The 14,567-nt window shown below is 54.3% G+C and carries 13 protein-coding genes, 1 tRNA gene and 1 riboswitch; of the genes, 4 read left to right on the top strand and 10 right to left on the bottom strand.

The window, feature by feature from the left end; all coding sequences use genetic code 11:
* Positions 1–2 precede the first annotated feature (2 nt).
* From BQ5456_RS08145 to BQ5456_RS08120, 6 genes are all read right to left on the bottom strand, one after another.
* The gene (locus BQ5456_RS08145; protein WP_071129531.1) at positions 3–1,058 is read right to left on the bottom strand and encodes a thiamine ABC transporter substrate-binding protein; all 1,056 of its coding nucleotides are present in this window, start codon (positions 1,056–1,058) and stop codon (positions 3–5) included.
* Between the two features lie 36 nt (positions 1,059–1,094).
* Positions 1,095–1,196: riboswitch (TPP riboswitch) on the bottom strand.
* Positions 1,197–1,274: 78 nt separating this feature from the next.
* The gene (locus tag BQ5456_RS08140; protein WP_022864877.1) at positions 1,275–1,544 is read right to left on the bottom strand and encodes a DUF4235 domain-containing protein; all 270 of its coding nucleotides are present in this window, start codon (positions 1,542–1,544) and stop codon (positions 1,275–1,277) included.
* 34 nt (positions 1,545–1,578) lie between these two features.
* A complete protein-coding gene (locus BQ5456_RS08135) occupies positions 1,579–3,369 on the bottom strand; it encodes an MDR family MFS transporter (RefSeq protein WP_071129530.1) in 1,791 nt (596 codons plus the stop codon).
* Positions 3,370–3,526: 157 nt separating this feature from the next.
* Positions 3,527–4,678, bottom strand: coding sequence for a hypothetical protein (locus tag BQ5456_RS08130; RefSeq protein ID WP_071129529.1), 1,152 nt, complete (start codon positions 4,676–4,678; stop codon positions 3,527–3,529).
* Positions 4,678–5,271, bottom strand: a complete 594-nt coding sequence (gene dcd / locus BQ5456_RS08125) for a dCTP deaminase (RefSeq protein ID WP_071129528.1) — start codon at positions 5,269–5,271, stop codon at positions 4,678–4,680. The genes BQ5456_RS08130 and dcd overlap by 1 nt, the downstream gene beginning before the upstream one ends.
* A gap of 81 nt (positions 5,272–5,352) precedes the next feature.
* Positions 5,353–6,636, bottom strand: a complete 1,284-nt coding sequence (locus BQ5456_RS08120) for an MFS transporter (protein ID WP_143037063.1) — start codon at positions 6,634–6,636, stop codon at positions 5,353–5,355.
* Between the two features lie 285 nt (positions 6,637–6,921).
* On the opposite strand from BQ5456_RS08120, the gene glpA reads away from it, so the two are divergent.
* Genes glpA through BQ5456_RS08105 form a run of 3 tightly spaced genes read left to right on the top strand, consistent with a single transcriptional unit; the run spans position 6,922 to position 11,052 of the window.
* Positions 6,922–8,568 carry an anaerobic glycerol-3-phosphate dehydrogenase subunit GlpA gene (gene glpA, locus BQ5456_RS08115; protein ID WP_071129527.1) on the top strand — a complete coding sequence of 549 codons (1,647 nt, stop codon included), beginning with the start codon at positions 6,922–6,924 and terminating at the stop codon, positions 8,566–8,568.
* Positions 8,565–9,812: a glycerol-3-phosphate dehydrogenase subunit GlpB gene (gene glpB / locus BQ5456_RS08110; RefSeq protein ID WP_071129526.1), complete on the top strand. Its 1,248-nt coding sequence runs from the start codon at positions 8,565–8,567 to the stop codon at positions 9,810–9,812. The genes glpA and glpB overlap by 4 nt, the downstream gene beginning before the upstream one ends.
* Positions 9,805–11,052, top strand: coding sequence for an anaerobic glycerol-3-phosphate dehydrogenase subunit C (locus BQ5456_RS08105; RefSeq protein WP_071129525.1), 1,248 nt, complete (start codon positions 9,805–9,807; stop codon positions 11,050–11,052). The genes glpB and BQ5456_RS08105 overlap by 8 nt, the downstream gene beginning before the upstream one ends.
* 43 nt (positions 11,053–11,095) lie before the next feature.
* Here the strand turns inward: BQ5456_RS08105 and BQ5456_RS08100 are convergent, their stop codons facing one another.
* Positions 11,096–11,533: an NUDIX domain-containing protein gene (locus BQ5456_RS08100; RefSeq protein WP_071129524.1), complete on the bottom strand. Its 438-nt coding sequence runs from the start codon at positions 11,531–11,533 to the stop codon at positions 11,096–11,098.
* 134 nt (positions 11,534–11,667) lie between these two features.
* Here BQ5456_RS08100 and BQ5456_RS08095 point away from each other — a divergent pair.
* Positions 11,668–11,741 (top strand) — tRNA-Gly (locus tag BQ5456_RS08095).
* A 139-nt stretch (positions 11,742–11,880) separates the two neighbouring features.
* On the opposite strand, the gene BQ5456_RS08090 is transcribed toward BQ5456_RS08095, so the two are convergent.
* The 3 genes from BQ5456_RS08090 to BQ5456_RS08080 are packed head-to-tail and all read right to left on the bottom strand — an operon-like array spanning position 11,881 to position 14,544.
* The gene (locus tag BQ5456_RS08090; RefSeq protein ID WP_071129523.1) at positions 11,881–13,272 is read right to left on the bottom strand and encodes an ABC transporter ATP-binding protein; all 1,392 of its coding nucleotides are present in this window, start codon (positions 13,270–13,272) and stop codon (positions 11,881–11,883) included.
* Positions 13,269–13,955: an energy-coupling factor transporter transmembrane component T family protein gene (locus BQ5456_RS08085; protein ID WP_071130002.1), complete on the bottom strand. Its 687-nt coding sequence runs from the start codon at positions 13,953–13,955 to the stop codon at positions 13,269–13,271. The genes BQ5456_RS08090 and BQ5456_RS08085 overlap by 4 nt, the downstream gene beginning before the upstream one ends.
* On the bottom strand, positions 13,948–14,544 hold the full coding sequence (locus BQ5456_RS08080; protein ID WP_071129522.1) for an MptD family putative ECF transporter S component: 597 nt from the start codon (positions 14,542–14,544) through the stop codon (positions 13,948–13,950). The genes BQ5456_RS08085 and BQ5456_RS08080 overlap by 8 nt, the downstream gene beginning before the upstream one ends.
* Positions 14,545–14,567 lie beyond the last annotated feature (23 nt).

Here is a 14,567-nt window from a genome sequence, read left to right as displayed (position 1 = left end):
CGCTATCCTAATACCGCCTGCACCTGGCGAATCCACTCGCCGCGGTTCTGCTCAATCTGCGTCGGATCTAGTTGCTTATCGTTTTCTGGACGGGGAGCGAACTTCTCTAGCTTCGGATCCAGCTTCACCTGCTCATCAATGGGATAGGTGATGTTTTCACTCATAATGGCGCTCTGACCTTCCTCGCTGTAAAGCCAGTTCAAAACTTTTTCCGCACCAGCAGCGTTCTTTGCACCCTTCAGCACGGCCCCATATTCGACCGCCGGATAGCAGGTACCTGCAATATTAGCGGTGGGAGCAGATTTGCCGTCCTCAGAAACCGACCAATAGGGAGAGGAGGAGTAAGACATTACGATTGGGAATTTTCCTTTGCCTTCCCCTTGGGTAAATTCTTGGTTATAGGCTTCATCCCAGGTGTTTACGGCTTTGGTGCCGTTCGCCATCAAGTCTTTCCAGTAGTTAACGAAACCGTCTTTGCCCTTTTCCTGTACCGTAGCCAGTAGCATCCCTAATCCGGTATCAGATTTGGCGGGATTCTCAATCACGGTCAAGCCTTTATATTCTGGTTTTAGCAGGTCGTCAAAGTTTTCTGGCACTTGCAGATTATGTTCTTTGAAGTAGGCAATATCGTAGTTGGCGCACACATCGGAGCGATCTAAAGGCAGCGCCCCCTCTGCTTCCTTAATCAAATATTTCTCCGCTGAAGCAGGAACCTTAACTTTAGAGGGCGCGATTACCCCCGCTTTGGCTACCTTCACCACGTTATTGGCGGTCAATCCTACCGCCAGATCGCCCAGCGGAGAATCTTTACGCAAGATTAATTTGGAATCGAGGGTACCCGATTCTTCCCCGTTGACCAGCTTAATTTCTTGCCCGGTAGCGGCTTTAGCTTTGGCTAAAGATTCTTTGCCTAGCGTCCAACTGCCATTGGTAACAATAGTTACCTTGTTGCTATCCCCTTTGGTGGGGGTGGAACTTTTATCGTTTCCACAACCGCTTAGTCCCAGAGCCAAAGCTCCGATTGCTAGGGTTGCGGTAAATCGCGCGAGTTTGCGCATTTTTCCCTCCATTTGTCAGGAGGGGACTTGCGGGCGCAAGTAAGAGACTCGACTTCCTGCGCCAGCATTACCTGGTTCAGGTGCGAGGGTCTGTCCACCTGGACACTCTCAGCCTATTTGGCTCCCCTGTCGTTACTGTCACCTAGAGCTTATCACCAGTGATTCTTTAGTCTCTAAAAGGGCGTGTTAATACTGGTTAACACACTTTGGGGAACTTTAGTTACCCAGGTCGAGGACGTCCTTATGGCGTCCCCCATACCAGCTGTTGGTGCGGCGCATGGCTGCCCGCTGAATCAAAGTAACTGCCACCCCCGAGATCGCCGCAAACAGCACTACCTCCAGTAGCGAAGACTGTGCCGCTTCTTCCCCATCTTGAGGAGGTTTATGCCCGGTCACCAGCTTCCAGCCGGCGTTAATTACCAGGTTTGCTACCAGTCCGGCGCCCGCCAAGCTGGCGGCGCTTGCTACTTTCCACCCAATATCCATGGTTTGCCTTTCCGCCTTGTTAGTTATCTCTAAACTACCCTAGGTTAGGTTTTGCTGCTCCCGAATCCCGCTCACCTGCATCGGGTTTTTCTGTTAAATCCTGGTGCGTAATGTCCGCTGAATCGGGCGCGCCCTCCCCGCTTGCCTGGGCATCTTCGGCGGGGTGTTCTTCGCCGGTTTTTACCCTTTGCCCCCGTTTTTGCGCAAGGGCAGAGAGGTCTTTACTTATTTGATCTTTTTCGAGGGCGCGGCGCACCAATTCACGTTCACGTTCGGTTGCCTGGTGTCTGTCGGCTTCATGCTCGGCATATTCGGAAATCAGTTCACTACCTTTCATGAGGGTTACGCAAACTAATCCGATTAGAGAAAGCACCAGGAGCGGCACAAAAATATCCCCTAAAGCACCCGCGTAGGCAGCGCGCACCACCTGCTGTTGGGCGGGGGTTAGCTTGTCCAACTCTAAGGTAGAAGCTTCAGCCATGGCGGCACCTTTTTCCCCTAGCTTTGCCATCCCCTCGCTGACTTGACGGGCAATTTCCCAGGTGAACACGAAACCACAGATTTGGATGCCAATCGCGCCACCCATGGAACGACAAAATGTAACCGTGGAAGTGGCAGCCCCCATATCGCGTAGTTTCACCCCGTTTTGTACCGCTAGAACCAGGTTTTGCATACTGGCACCTTGACCGGCTCCCAACAGGAACATTCCCAAGGCGCAAAACCAGTAGGGACTGTTTTTATCAATCAGGGTAATGAGGAAAATCCCAAGACACATAACCACAAAACCGCCGACCACAAAACGTTTCCAGCGCCCTATACGGGAAACCAGTACCCCGATTAAAGTGGAGGAAATAAAGGTACCGACCATACCCGGAAGTAACGCCATCCCCGCTAGTGCCGGGTTCATATCCTTGGCGATTTGAAAAAACTGGGTGAAGAACAAAGGCGGAGCATTTAAGGCAGTTCCCACTGAGATTGACCCTAAAATTGCCAGCAGGGTGGTACGCCGGGTAAACATCCACATTGGGATAATGGGTTCGGGAAAATGTAGCTCCCATAGCACGAATGTCACCAGGAAAATTGCCGCTAAAGCCAGCATCACCGCGGTTTGCCAAGAGGCAAACGCAAAAGTCTTACCGACCAGCGACAGCCAAATCAAGGTACCGGAAACTGAGGCAGTAATCAGGGCAGTACCCAAAAAATCAATTCTCGGTTTAGTGATTTGCGGGGTGGGAACCTTCAAGAAGCGCCAAAGAACCACCATGGCCGCCAGGGAGAAGGGGATAGAAATCCACAAACACCAACGCCATCCCAACCAAGGAGTCGCCACTATGAAACCGCCAACTAGCGGCCCGGAGATATTGGCAATTGCCATGATTGCCCCAATATAACCGTTGTAGCGTCCGCGTTCGCGCGGCGGAATAATCAGCGCCATAACCACTTGGGTCAAGGACATAATCGAACCCATGCCTAAGCCCTGCAAGATGCGAGTAAATATTAATTGCCAGGCGGCATTAACCGCTCCGGACAGTAAAGATCCCAAAGTGAAGAGCCCGATGGCCCCAATTAGCAGCTTCTTGGAGTCATACATGTCGGCCAGTTTCCCCGAAACCGGGGTGGCTACCGTAGCGGAGAGCATCATGGCGGTAACAATCCAGGTGTATTGAGATTCGCTGCCGCTAAGTGCCGCCATCATTGTGGGCAGCGCGGTACCGATGATAGTTACCGACATTACCGCCACGAACAGCACCATCAGTAATCCCGATAGCACTTGCATAACTTCTGAATGCCGTCTAGGAGAGGCGACCTCATTATTTGAAATCATTTAAATCCTTGCGCCTGGTGATTACCGCTGAATTCTAGCCGCCGCCAGGAAAACTTTTCTAGTTTATCTGGCGATTTAAGCTGAGCCTTTTATTCGTTCTTGACAATTGTGACAGTCGGGAGGTTACTTGCTGCCGCAACTATTGGTGACAGGAAAACTAATTCCAAGTTACCAGGAAGGAATCTTCGTCTATGACGGCTCCTGCAGCTACCTGCGCCAAGAGACGAGCCGCGTCCTCAAACGCGTTTATTACTTTCATCCGCGCCACCCGCTCTACGCGACTAAGACGCCTATTCCCTGGCGGCTGCCCTAGCCATTGCAGCTGGTAGATTGCGAAAGGTTTTCCATGATGAGGGTGAAAGCGCAAGGATGTCGGTACCTGCAGGCTGGTTTCGACCCCCAAGAAGAAATCTGCCCCTGACCCCAGGGAGCCGTAAAGGGCTAATGTATTGCTCTGATTTAGCTGACTGCCCACCTCTTTATCGAATGCGGCTGCCTCTGCGGCTATCCACGCAAGTTTTTCTTCCCCCAATTGGGCGCTTACCAGGGCTTCGGCTTCCTGGTTAAGACGCTGCTGAGCGCGACTGGGGCGATCGGGGGCTCCGGGATCGGTACTCAATTCTCCCAACACTGGTTCTAGCAGTTGCTTTAAAGCATTTTTTTCTATCCAATAAGGGGAATAAATCGCTAGATTAACCGCCGAGTCCGGGTCGGGGGAAAGTATCTGCGCCGGTGAACCAGTAGCGCGATTACCTGGTCCGACCCGCAGACTCCCTCCTAGGCGGCGGCAAATCGCCAGCAAGCCACTGAGCGCATCATATTCCAGACCAATCGGCTCACTGGCGGCAAAGGCATCGGTGAGCGGGTCAATTCCCCGTAATTCTTCTGCTAGTTCTCCGCTACGGCAGCGCGGACAGTCCAGGCGAAAGGCAATCTGGGAATACGGGGGAAGCTGCAAGCATTCACGAATTTGCTGGTCAAGAGAGAAAGGGCCATTAAGTTCCGCCTGTCCACTCAGGCGCAACCTGCCGGGGCTCACCCAGCCTGCGTCCTCCCAAAGAGAGACCGCCAGTGCCTCTATCTCTTCCGGGGTGACTTCCGCGGGGAAAACTACCAATTGTGGGCAACCTGCCGGGGTAAAGTCAGCGGCTTTCAGCAAGCCCTGACTGCGCATATAGGCGGCTCCCGGATTGATAGCTGCCGCTTGGGTTTGAGTTTGTATTCCCTGCTCAGTTAGGCGCAGCGCAGGAACTTTGCCAGTTTCAATCCGCGCAAAGGTAGAGGTATCAGTAAGCGGATTATCGCTCACTACATTTCTTCCATTTCCGGAACTTCACTGCAGCTAAATCCCAGGTAGGATCGGGAGGCGGTCGGCCCACGTTGTCCCTGGTAACGCGATCCTCGAGCCTTAGAGCCATACGGTTTTTCTGCCGAGGAAGATAACTGGAAGAAACATAGCTGACCGATTTTCATACCTGGGTAGAGCAGAATCGGCATAGTTGCGGTATTTGATAGTTCCAAAGTCACGTGACCGTTAAAACCAGGATCGATAAAACCGGCAGTGGAGTGAGTGAGCAGCCCCAGGCGTCCCAACGATGATTTCCCTTCCAGGCGGGCAGCCACATTGTCGGCTAGGCGCACCCGCTCCAGAGTGGATCCTAATACGAACTCGCCGGGGTGCAGCACAAAGGGCGCATTCTCCCCTACATCTATCAAATGGGTGAGGTCGTCTTGGGGCAGCGCCGGGTCAATTACCGAGTATTTATGGTTATCGAAGAGACGAAAGTAACGATCCAGGCGCACATCGATAGAGGCGGGCTGAATCATTTGGGGGTCAAAGGGGGAAATCTCAACTTCCCCGGAGGCACACAGCTTGGCAATGTCACGGTCAGATAAAAGCATGGCTTCAGTCTAGCGCAGCCGGGATAGGTATTAGGGGCAGCTGCTAGCTATCTTCTGCCTATCGGGTTTTACTACTGGATATTACAGAGGACGCGCACGCTCATCCATCCCAATCCGGCGATAGGCACGCGGGATGGCGAAAAATGACCACAGGCAGCCACTAAAAGCTAGTATCCCGGTAATTTCGGCTGCTGTTGCCGCGCTGGCAAATCCCACTATGGCGGAGGTAAGGAAAGGACCTACCGTAGGGCCGATTTGGGAAATAGATTGCCAGATTCCTAAAAACCGCGAGCGTCCTACCTCGGGAGATAGGTCAGCTCCCATTGTGAACAAAATTCCAGCAGCCAGCCCGTTGCCGAGCCCTACGGTGCAGGCAGAGATGAAATAGGGCACCAGGCTCCCTGCCATACCTAAAGCGATGAATCCGACGCCCATAATCGTCAGGGAAGGGATGATGGCAGCGCGGCGCCCGAAGCGATCCATTAGCTGCCCGGAGGCATAGAACACTGCCACATCCAGCAGGGCGCTAACCGCGAAGGTTGCGGAAATAACTTCATTAGACACCGCTAGGGCTCGCCCTACCAGTGGTACTATCACTATCTGTCCTGCTCGCACCAGTGACAGCAATACTGCACACACCGCCAGCAGGGCGGTGGCTAGTGCGTCGGAGGAAGATCGCTCCGCCACCTGCGGGGGAATACTGCTGGCAGCGGGAGTTTCCACCGATTTCGGGGCAGCGGTTTTTATTCCGGTCGCGCCCGCTGCTAACATTTGCGGATCTGGGGCGGTAAATATGGCCACTAATGCCGCCGCTAGCAGCGCCGTTACTATCTGCAAATAGAATGCTCCCGCAACTCCCCAGGCGGCAATAACTGCCGCGCCAATGGCGGGACCTAACAGACGTCCAAGCCGAGCGATTCCTCCTAACATGGCCATTGCCCGGGCTCTAAAAGCTACCGGAACCGTTTCGGTTACGTAACATTGCCGCCCTAGCTGCCAAATTCCGCTGGACAGCGCCAATGCTACTATTGCGCCGAGGTAAATCAGTTGCGCGAATCTGTGTCCGGAAAACCGCAAAGAAATCAGGGTGGCAACCAGGGCGAAGGTAGCTAACACAGAACCCGTAATTAGGGCGTTGCGGTCTCCTAGCCGATCAACGAAACGCCCGATAAGCGGGCCGGTTATGACTGCGGTGATGCCCGCAATTCCTACCAGCGCCGAAGCTAAGGACGCGTGCATCCCCAATTCCAAGGCGGTGATCACCATAACCGCATTCAAGGTTCCCAGCCCGATCCCCCAAGTCAGTGAGGGCGCATAGAGCGGCAGGGTTAACTGCACTAGCGGCGAGGAAGGAGGTTTTGACACCTGGCAAGTATAGTACCGCCTTTGCCCAGTTAGTAGGATTGCCCACCCTATAGGGCTGAAAATCTGTGCAACGCCTTCCGAAGGATTAATTGCAGCTAGCACGCTTTTCGCTCCTGAGAGGACGTGTATTAAGAAAATACAGAAGAGAAAATATGTGCAAAGTGAGTACTATCTGGGGCGAGAGATACTCGCACGATATACCCTAAAAAAGAGCCACAGGAGCAAATCCTGAGGAAATAGCTGAAGGCGCGGCAGCGAGGCCGCGTTTGATTCTGGAGGCAAAGGGTGAAAAAACTAGAAGTCGATGTGGTGGTGATTGGTGGTGGCTCCACTGGCAGCGCCGTGGTACGCGATGTTGCTATGCGCGGATTTAAAACTGCACTGGTAGATCGGGTGGATTTAGCTCAGGGCACTACTGCTAGGTTTCATGGCTTACTCCATTCGGGAGGACGCTACGTAAAATCAGATCCTGAATCTGCAACCGAATGTGCGCAAGAGAACGCTATTTTACGCAAAATTATTCCTCACGCGATTGAGGACACTGGTGGTCTGTTTGTTACTACTTCTCAAGACAGTGAAGAGCACGCCGATATTTTCTTGGAGTGCGCCAACAAGACCAAGGTGCCTGCCTACGAGATTTCTCCTGCCGAGGCCTTGAAGCGCGAACCCCGTCTAGACCGGAAACTGAAGCGGGCTTTCGCGGTACAAGATGGCACGGTTGATGGCTGGAAAATGGTGTGGGGGTTTGCTGAGTCGGCCAATGAGTATGGCGCAGAAATCCTCCCCTACCATTGGGTTACCGCTATAGAGGTTACCGATGGCGCAGTTTGCGCGGTCATCTGTGAGGATCACAAAAATGGTGGGGAAAAAGTCCGCATTGACTGCCGGTTTGTAATTAACTGCGCGGGCCCCTGGGCAGGCGAAATCGCTGCTCTAGCAGGTTGCCATGATGTGGATGTGGTTCCCGGCGCAGGCATTATGATCGCCATGAATCACCGTATATGCCATCACGTAATCAACCGCTGTGTTTACCCTTCGGATGGGGATTTGATTGTGCCTGCCCACCAGGTAGCCATCATCGGCACCACCGACCATGTAGCATCCAGCGCCGACTTTTTACAAATAAAAGACCAGGAAGTCCAACAAATGCTCGATGCTGGGGAGGCTCTCCTGCCGGGATTCCGTCATTCTCGTCCTCTGCACGTATGGGTAGGGGCGCGCCCCCTGGTCAAAGACAACCGGGTGGCGGCTACCGATTCGCGCCACATGTCCCGCGGCATGTCGGTTATGGATCACGAGGAACGCGACGGGGTCAAAGGCATGCTTACCGTTGCTGGTGGCAAGCTAACTACCTGCCGTCTGATGGCCGAGCGCGCTGTAAACATTATGTGCGACATTATGAAGGATGAGCGTCCTTGTCGCACCGCCCTGGAAGCAGTTCCCGGTCAAGAAGACGCCCGCGAACACCGCTTGACTGACCGGTTGCAGGCGCGAGAACAACAATGGAATAAAGACCAAATTATTTGCGAATGTGAACTGGTTTCCCGGCGGATGCTGGAAGAAAAAATCCAGGAATTCCCCAATGCTTCCCTCGATGACCTGCGCCGCCAGCTACGGATTGGGATGGGACCATGTCAGGGTGGGTTCTGCTCTATGCGCTGCGCCGGGATTGTAAATGAACAGGGTGCCGCCTCGGTTGAGCGGGCAACCAATATGATTTCCCTATTTATGAAAAACCGCTGGATTGGAATCAAACCGATTCTTTTCGGGGAGTCCGTCCGGGAAGTCGCCCTCGATAACTGGATTATGCAGGGGATTTTTGACCTTGCGCACGTACCGGGAAAAACACAACTTAGCGAGGTGGCACTCAACCCAGTAGAACAAGAACGCGATAGACAGGAGCGGGAAACCGTAAAGGAGGCACTCGCATGAGAGACGTAGTAGTAATCGGCGCTGGCCTTTCCGGACTTAGTGCCGCAGTTCGCCTGCTTCAGGCCGGACAGGAAGTTGATCTAGTAACCAAGGGCATCGGGGGTATCCAGCTGGGACAAGGCACGATTGACCTGTATGGATACGGGCCGGAGCGGGTAGATAACCCTCTCGAGGCGATTGATAAATTACCCGAATCCCACCCTTACGGGAAACTGGGATCCCAGACAGTTACCGACTCTGCAAACTGGCTAAAAGAGCAGTTGGGGGCAGATTTGCTCGTCGGCAGCCCCGATAAGAACGTGTTCTTGCCCACCTGTCTGGGCGCTTGGCGTCCCACCTGCCTACCCCAACCGTCAATGCTGGCGGGAGCTCCCGAAGATGGTAAGAAGTACGTAATTGTGGGACTACGCCGCCTGAAAGACTTTTACCCACAGATGGTGGCCGAAAATCTAGAAAAGGCAGAGATTCCCGGCGGGGGTAAAGTTAACGCCCGACATATATGGATAGATATTGCGGTACGTAAAGACGAAATGGATACGTCCGGCTTGAACTTCGCACGCGCCCTCGACACCGAAGATTTCCGCACAAAATTCTGTGACCAGGTTAAACCTCATTTGAAAGAGGGGGAAGTGGTTGGTTTCCCAGCGGTGTTAGGACTGAAAGATCGGGGCGCCTGGAAGGATATTGCTCGCCGTCTGGGTCATGAGGTTTTCGAGATTCCCGCGCTACCTCCCTCTATTCCGGGAATGCGAATCAATGAAACTATGACGCAAATGGTGCGTGATCTGGGAGTACGCTACATTATCGGCAGTGAAGTGACCGGACTTACCGCCCGAGATGGTCGGGTGGAATCGGTTACTATCAACTCTGCGGGCTCTGACACCATTATCAAAGCTAAGCACTTTATCTACGCTGGTGGGGGCTTTGAGTCTGGAACTTTGAATGTGGATTCTTACTGGAACGTTAAGGAAAGAGCCTTTGATTTGCCGCTGACAATCCCGACCGGGCCGCTAGTTCATGACGACTATTGGGGACCGGATCAACCCCTGTTCGAAGTGGGGGTACAGGTCGATTCCCAGATGCGGGTACTTGATGCTTCCGGGGATTCACTATATCAGAACCTGTATGCCGCTGGCGGGTTACTAGCGGGAGCCACCCGGTGGCGGGAAAAGTCCGGTGACGGCATTGCGCTAGCTTCCGCTTTGCGGGCTTGTGACACGATTTTGGGGGATACCAATGACTAAGGATTTACGTAATAAACCCGAGTTCAATCCGCTGATGCGCGCCAGCTTGGATGCTTGCGTCAAATGCACGATTTGTGAAACTCAATGCCCGGTAGCGGCAGTTACTCCTCTTTTCCCGGGACCTAAATATGTGGGTCCCCAAGCGGAACGGTTCCGCAAGGGGTTTTCGGTTGATCACACCATTGATTACTGCTCCAGCTGCGGGACTTGTACTTTGGTATGTCCGCAGGGCGTCAAAGTGGCTGAGCTAAATAACGTGGCGCGTGCCGCGATGAAGCAGCAAAATGGACGCCCGCTGCGGGACGTGCTGATTTCCAACACTATGTTTATGGGTAAAGCGATGACCCCGGTGGCGCCGCTGGCGAACTGGGCGCTCCGACAAAAACCGATTCGCCAGATTGTAGAGAAGACTTTCGGGATTCACCATGAGGCGCCGATGCCGGTGGCTGACGGGTTCAGTTTTGAAAAATGGTTCAAGAAGCATGCCCGCACCGCTCCTGCTCCCACCAAGGGCAAGGTAGTGTTCTTCCATGGTTGTGCAGGAGAGTTCTTCGAAACTACTACCTCTATTCGCTCGGTGCAGATTCTCGAGTACTTGGGATACGAGGTGTTAGTACCTCCCCATGGTTGTTGTGGATTAGCGCAGCAGTCTAACGGTCTTTATGACGGGGCAAAGAAACTGATTCGCAAGCTGGCGCATGATTTGAACGTCCCCGGGGATGACCTGACAATTATCGGGTCTTCCGGATCCTGTGTGGGCATGGTCAAGCATGAAGCCCGTGAGATTCTGGGAGTTCAAGATGAGGAACTCGCACAGGTTTCGCGGCGCATCTGGGATATTTCCGAGTTCCTGCTGGATTTGTATGACCGGGGCGAACTGGATCTAGATAATCTGGAGCCGATGAACCTGACGGTTACTTACCACGCGCCTTGTCAGCTAAAATCCACCGGGATCGGTACCCCGGGCAAGCAGCTACTGGATAAGATTCCCGGCCTGACCGTCCACGAATCAGGCGCTACCTGCTGCGGGATTGCCGGTACCTACGGGTTGAAGCGTGAAAAGTACGACATTGCACAGGCAGTAGGTAAGACCGCATTCGACAAGATTAAGAGCACCAACTCTGACCTGGTAGTTTCGGACACCGAGACTTGTCGCTGGCAGTTGGAGAAGGGCGGCGGCAAGCCGGCTGTTCACCCGATCTACCTGTTGTTTGAGGCCATGGGGCTAAAAGATAACTGAGGCTAAGTTAGCTGGGGCTTTTAGCTTGCCCCCCGCTTCGTATCTATTTTGAGGACGCAGCTAGGCTGGTTTTTTTGAGGAGTCGACTTAACGCTTCGGCGATAGGTAAGTCGGGTTCTAGCCAGTCTAGCTGCGTTACTTTTTCTGCCAGGCTCCACTGTAAGCTGAGATGTGAATTCCCTGCTTGCAGGACAGGTATATCACGGGGATAGTAAAGCATTACTCGCATCTGGGCGCCTTTTAGTAGCGGCCAGTTCCCCGCCGGGAGCGGTCCGGGTAAAATCTGCCCCAACTGGGAGGGAGGGATCTCCCAGTCGAGTTCCTCTTTTATTTCCCGTACCAATGCTGCCACTGGTTCCTCGCCTTCGCGCACTTTTCCACCTGGTAGCTCCCATTTGCCGCGTAGTTTTTCGGGGTAGGATCGCTGCGCGCATAGTAGTTTGCCATCGCATATCGCCGCTAGCGCTACTACGAAAGTCATTTGTCCCTCCCTGGGGTTGATGAGCCCAAGCTAGCCGCTTAGCTCATCGTTTCCGGTCTTTATTCTCACTTTAAACGCTCGTCTTGAGTGGAGCGCCGGTACTGGTTATACTCTAAAGGCGGCTAGATGCCAACGCGGGTGTAGTTCATCGGTAGAACGACAGCTTCCCAAGCTGTAGAGGCGAGTTCGATTCTCGTCACCCGCTCCACTATGACGTCGAAAATGATAAGTAGGCGTTTGCGTTAGCGAGTATGCCCCAAGGGGGTCAAAGCGTTAGCGAGTGTATAGCGCGTTTTCCCTGACCTGCGGAAACGCTTTCCTCTCTTTTGGTTGAGCGGGCGTTTGCGTTAGCAGGCGTTGATTTGATCGAGGCGGACGCTATGATCGGCGACCTCGGTAACGAGTTCGGCATCGTGGGTGATGACGATGACGACGGCACCGGTGTCAGCGAGTTTACGCATTACTCGGGAAATCGCGACAAGGTGCTTGTAGCCAACACCGGATGTGGGCTCGTCGAAGATGTAAACTTTCTTGTTCGCAGCCAGTGCTGTAGCAATAACCAGACGTTGACGTTGCCCGCCAGAGAGTGCTTGGGGATGATCAGCCTCGTGGTCGGCAAGGTCGAGTTCTTCAAGGATCGCGTGGGCATCGATGTGTTGCTTTTCGGCTTTGGTCGTGCCGAGCGTGACTTCGTCGATGACGGTATCTGAGAACAACTGTCGGGTAGGGTCTTGCATCACAAGGTAGGCGTCGCGGCTGGTGAATTTTTGTCCGCCGAGTGTGATGGAGGCACCTTTGGCTTTTTCGAGTCCGCAGATGATGCGTGCCAGTGTTGATTTCCCTGACCCGCACGGGCCGAGGAGCGCTGTGATTTTCCCTGCCGGAAACAACACGTGGTTAATATTGAGGACTGTGTTTCCGTGGCGGTAGGCAAAGGTGAGGTTGTCGATCGTGAGCCCGTTCCCTGCTGGTGGCGGGAGTTGTGGAATGGACACGGGAACAAGGGACCGTAGTCCAAGGTGTTTGCGTTCCGCCTCTGGCGTGGCGTAGAAGTCCTCGCCGGTTGCGGTGAGGACGATGTTGCCTTTGTCGAAGCAGTAGACACGGTCAGCGATCCCGGAAAGGAAACTTAGCCGGTGTTCAGCAATGATGATGGTGTGTCCATCGGTTTTGAGGCTGGCGATGAGTGTGGCGAGTTGGTCGATAACGTCAGCGGACAAGTTCGCAGTCGGCTCGTCAAAGACGATCAGCGACGTGTTGTTGCACATGGCGACGGCGCAGGCCACGCGTTGCATCTGTCCGCCTGATAGTTGTGTGACGCGGGATTCCAGCAGGTCGGCGATACCTAACTCGGCTGCAACCTCGTCAATGCGCGCACAAATCTCCTGCGGGGCGCGGCCGAGATTTTCTGGGCCGAAGGCGAGTTCTTGGCGCACGTGGGTGGTGTAGAACTGGGTGCGCGGGTTTTGAAACACTGTCGAACAGTGGTGGGCAAGGCGTGGCAGGTCTGTTTGTGCCACGTCAATGTCGTCGACTGTGACGTTTCCGGTGAGGTCGCCGTCGTGGAAGTGCGGGATGAGCCCGTTAAATAGCCGTAGTGCGGTGGTTTTTCCTGACCCTGACGCGCCACACAGCAAGGTGACGGTTCCGGGTGTGATGGTGATGGTTGCGTCGTTGATTGAGGGGTGGTCTGCTCCTCGATAGGTGAAGGTGACGCCGGTGGCTTGGGCTGTTGTCATAGGACGATTCTCCATATCGCGAAGCCGATAACGATGAGCAGAATGACTGCGTCGATCACACGGAATTTCACGACTGTGACTGAGGTGGGCTTTGCGGTTCCGCCCAGTCCGCGCACGAGGGCAGCCGATGCCAGTTCGTCCCCGCTGCGTACCACGGTCGATAGCAGCGGGATTGTGAAGTATTGCGCCGCACGCAGGGAAAGCGCGGACATGCCGCGTAGTTTCATGGCATCTGAGATCGCTTTAACCTCGTGGCCGATCACGGGCAGCACACGTAAGGCAACCGAGATTGGGATCGTGAAACAGGCCGGGATCCGTGAGCTGGCGAGTGCTTTTTGCAAGGTGGCGGGTCGGATCACGCCGATCGCGTAGGCTCCCATTCCTGCGCTGACACTGAATCGCCACATCCACTGCAAAAACAGCACGAGGAACGCGCTGGCCGTTGACTTCCACACCAGTGGTATCACGAAGACGAGCCCGCTGAGGACCGCAAACGTGGCCAGGTAGACGGCCACCCAGCTCGGGCGCACGAGCGTGTTGGGGTTGATCGCAGCGCTCGCCAGCATCACGGCGGCGAATCCGCCCAGAGCACACACGAACCACGGCGAGTAGGCACTGTAGATCGTGGTGGAGACGATGACGAGCGCTACGATAATCGTGCGCGGGTCGGGAAGTTTAGACAAGACCGGCCCGTTCAAAGTGTTTGCGCGCGACCCTGGTTCCCAACAGACCAGCAAGCCAGCCAACGATGAGCATCACGACGAAGAAGCCCAGTAGAATCGGAATCGTGACAACCTGCGCCATCTTGGCGGCGTACTCTGCGCCCATTTGTTCGGCGATCTGCGACATATATGCGTCTTGGTTCATAAACAGCGGCATCCACGGGGAAACATAGATCGGCAGAATAAACAGTGCGTATGCCAGCGGGACGCGAACCTTCACGTTCTTCGGCCCCTTGGTGATGACTAGGTCGGCGAGCAGGCCGAACACAGCGGCCACCGCGATGCCTCCCACCCAGTGACCGGTCACGAAAAAGAGGATTTCGATGATAATCAGCATGATTGTCAACGCCCCCATCTTCGGAGTGCGTGCTGTGAACAGCGCAAAGACGATGCCGTTAACGAGGATAGAAAGCAAGAAACCGGCATACATGGCGGCGGGGATGAACCCGAGCATTCCGAATGCAAACACGATGACGAACATCAAAGCGGTGAAGACGCCGATGTTGATGAAGTCGCGCGCGTTGAGGCGCGAGGACGTGGGTGTGGACATAGTTATTCCTTTCATGATTATGA

It is taken from the genome of Varibaculum massiliense, assembly GCF_900106855.1.
GTDB lineage: Bacteria > Actinomycetota > Actinomycetes > Actinomycetales > Actinomycetaceae > Varibaculum > Varibaculum massiliense.
This window is presented reverse-complemented; position numbering and strand designations above follow the sequence as displayed.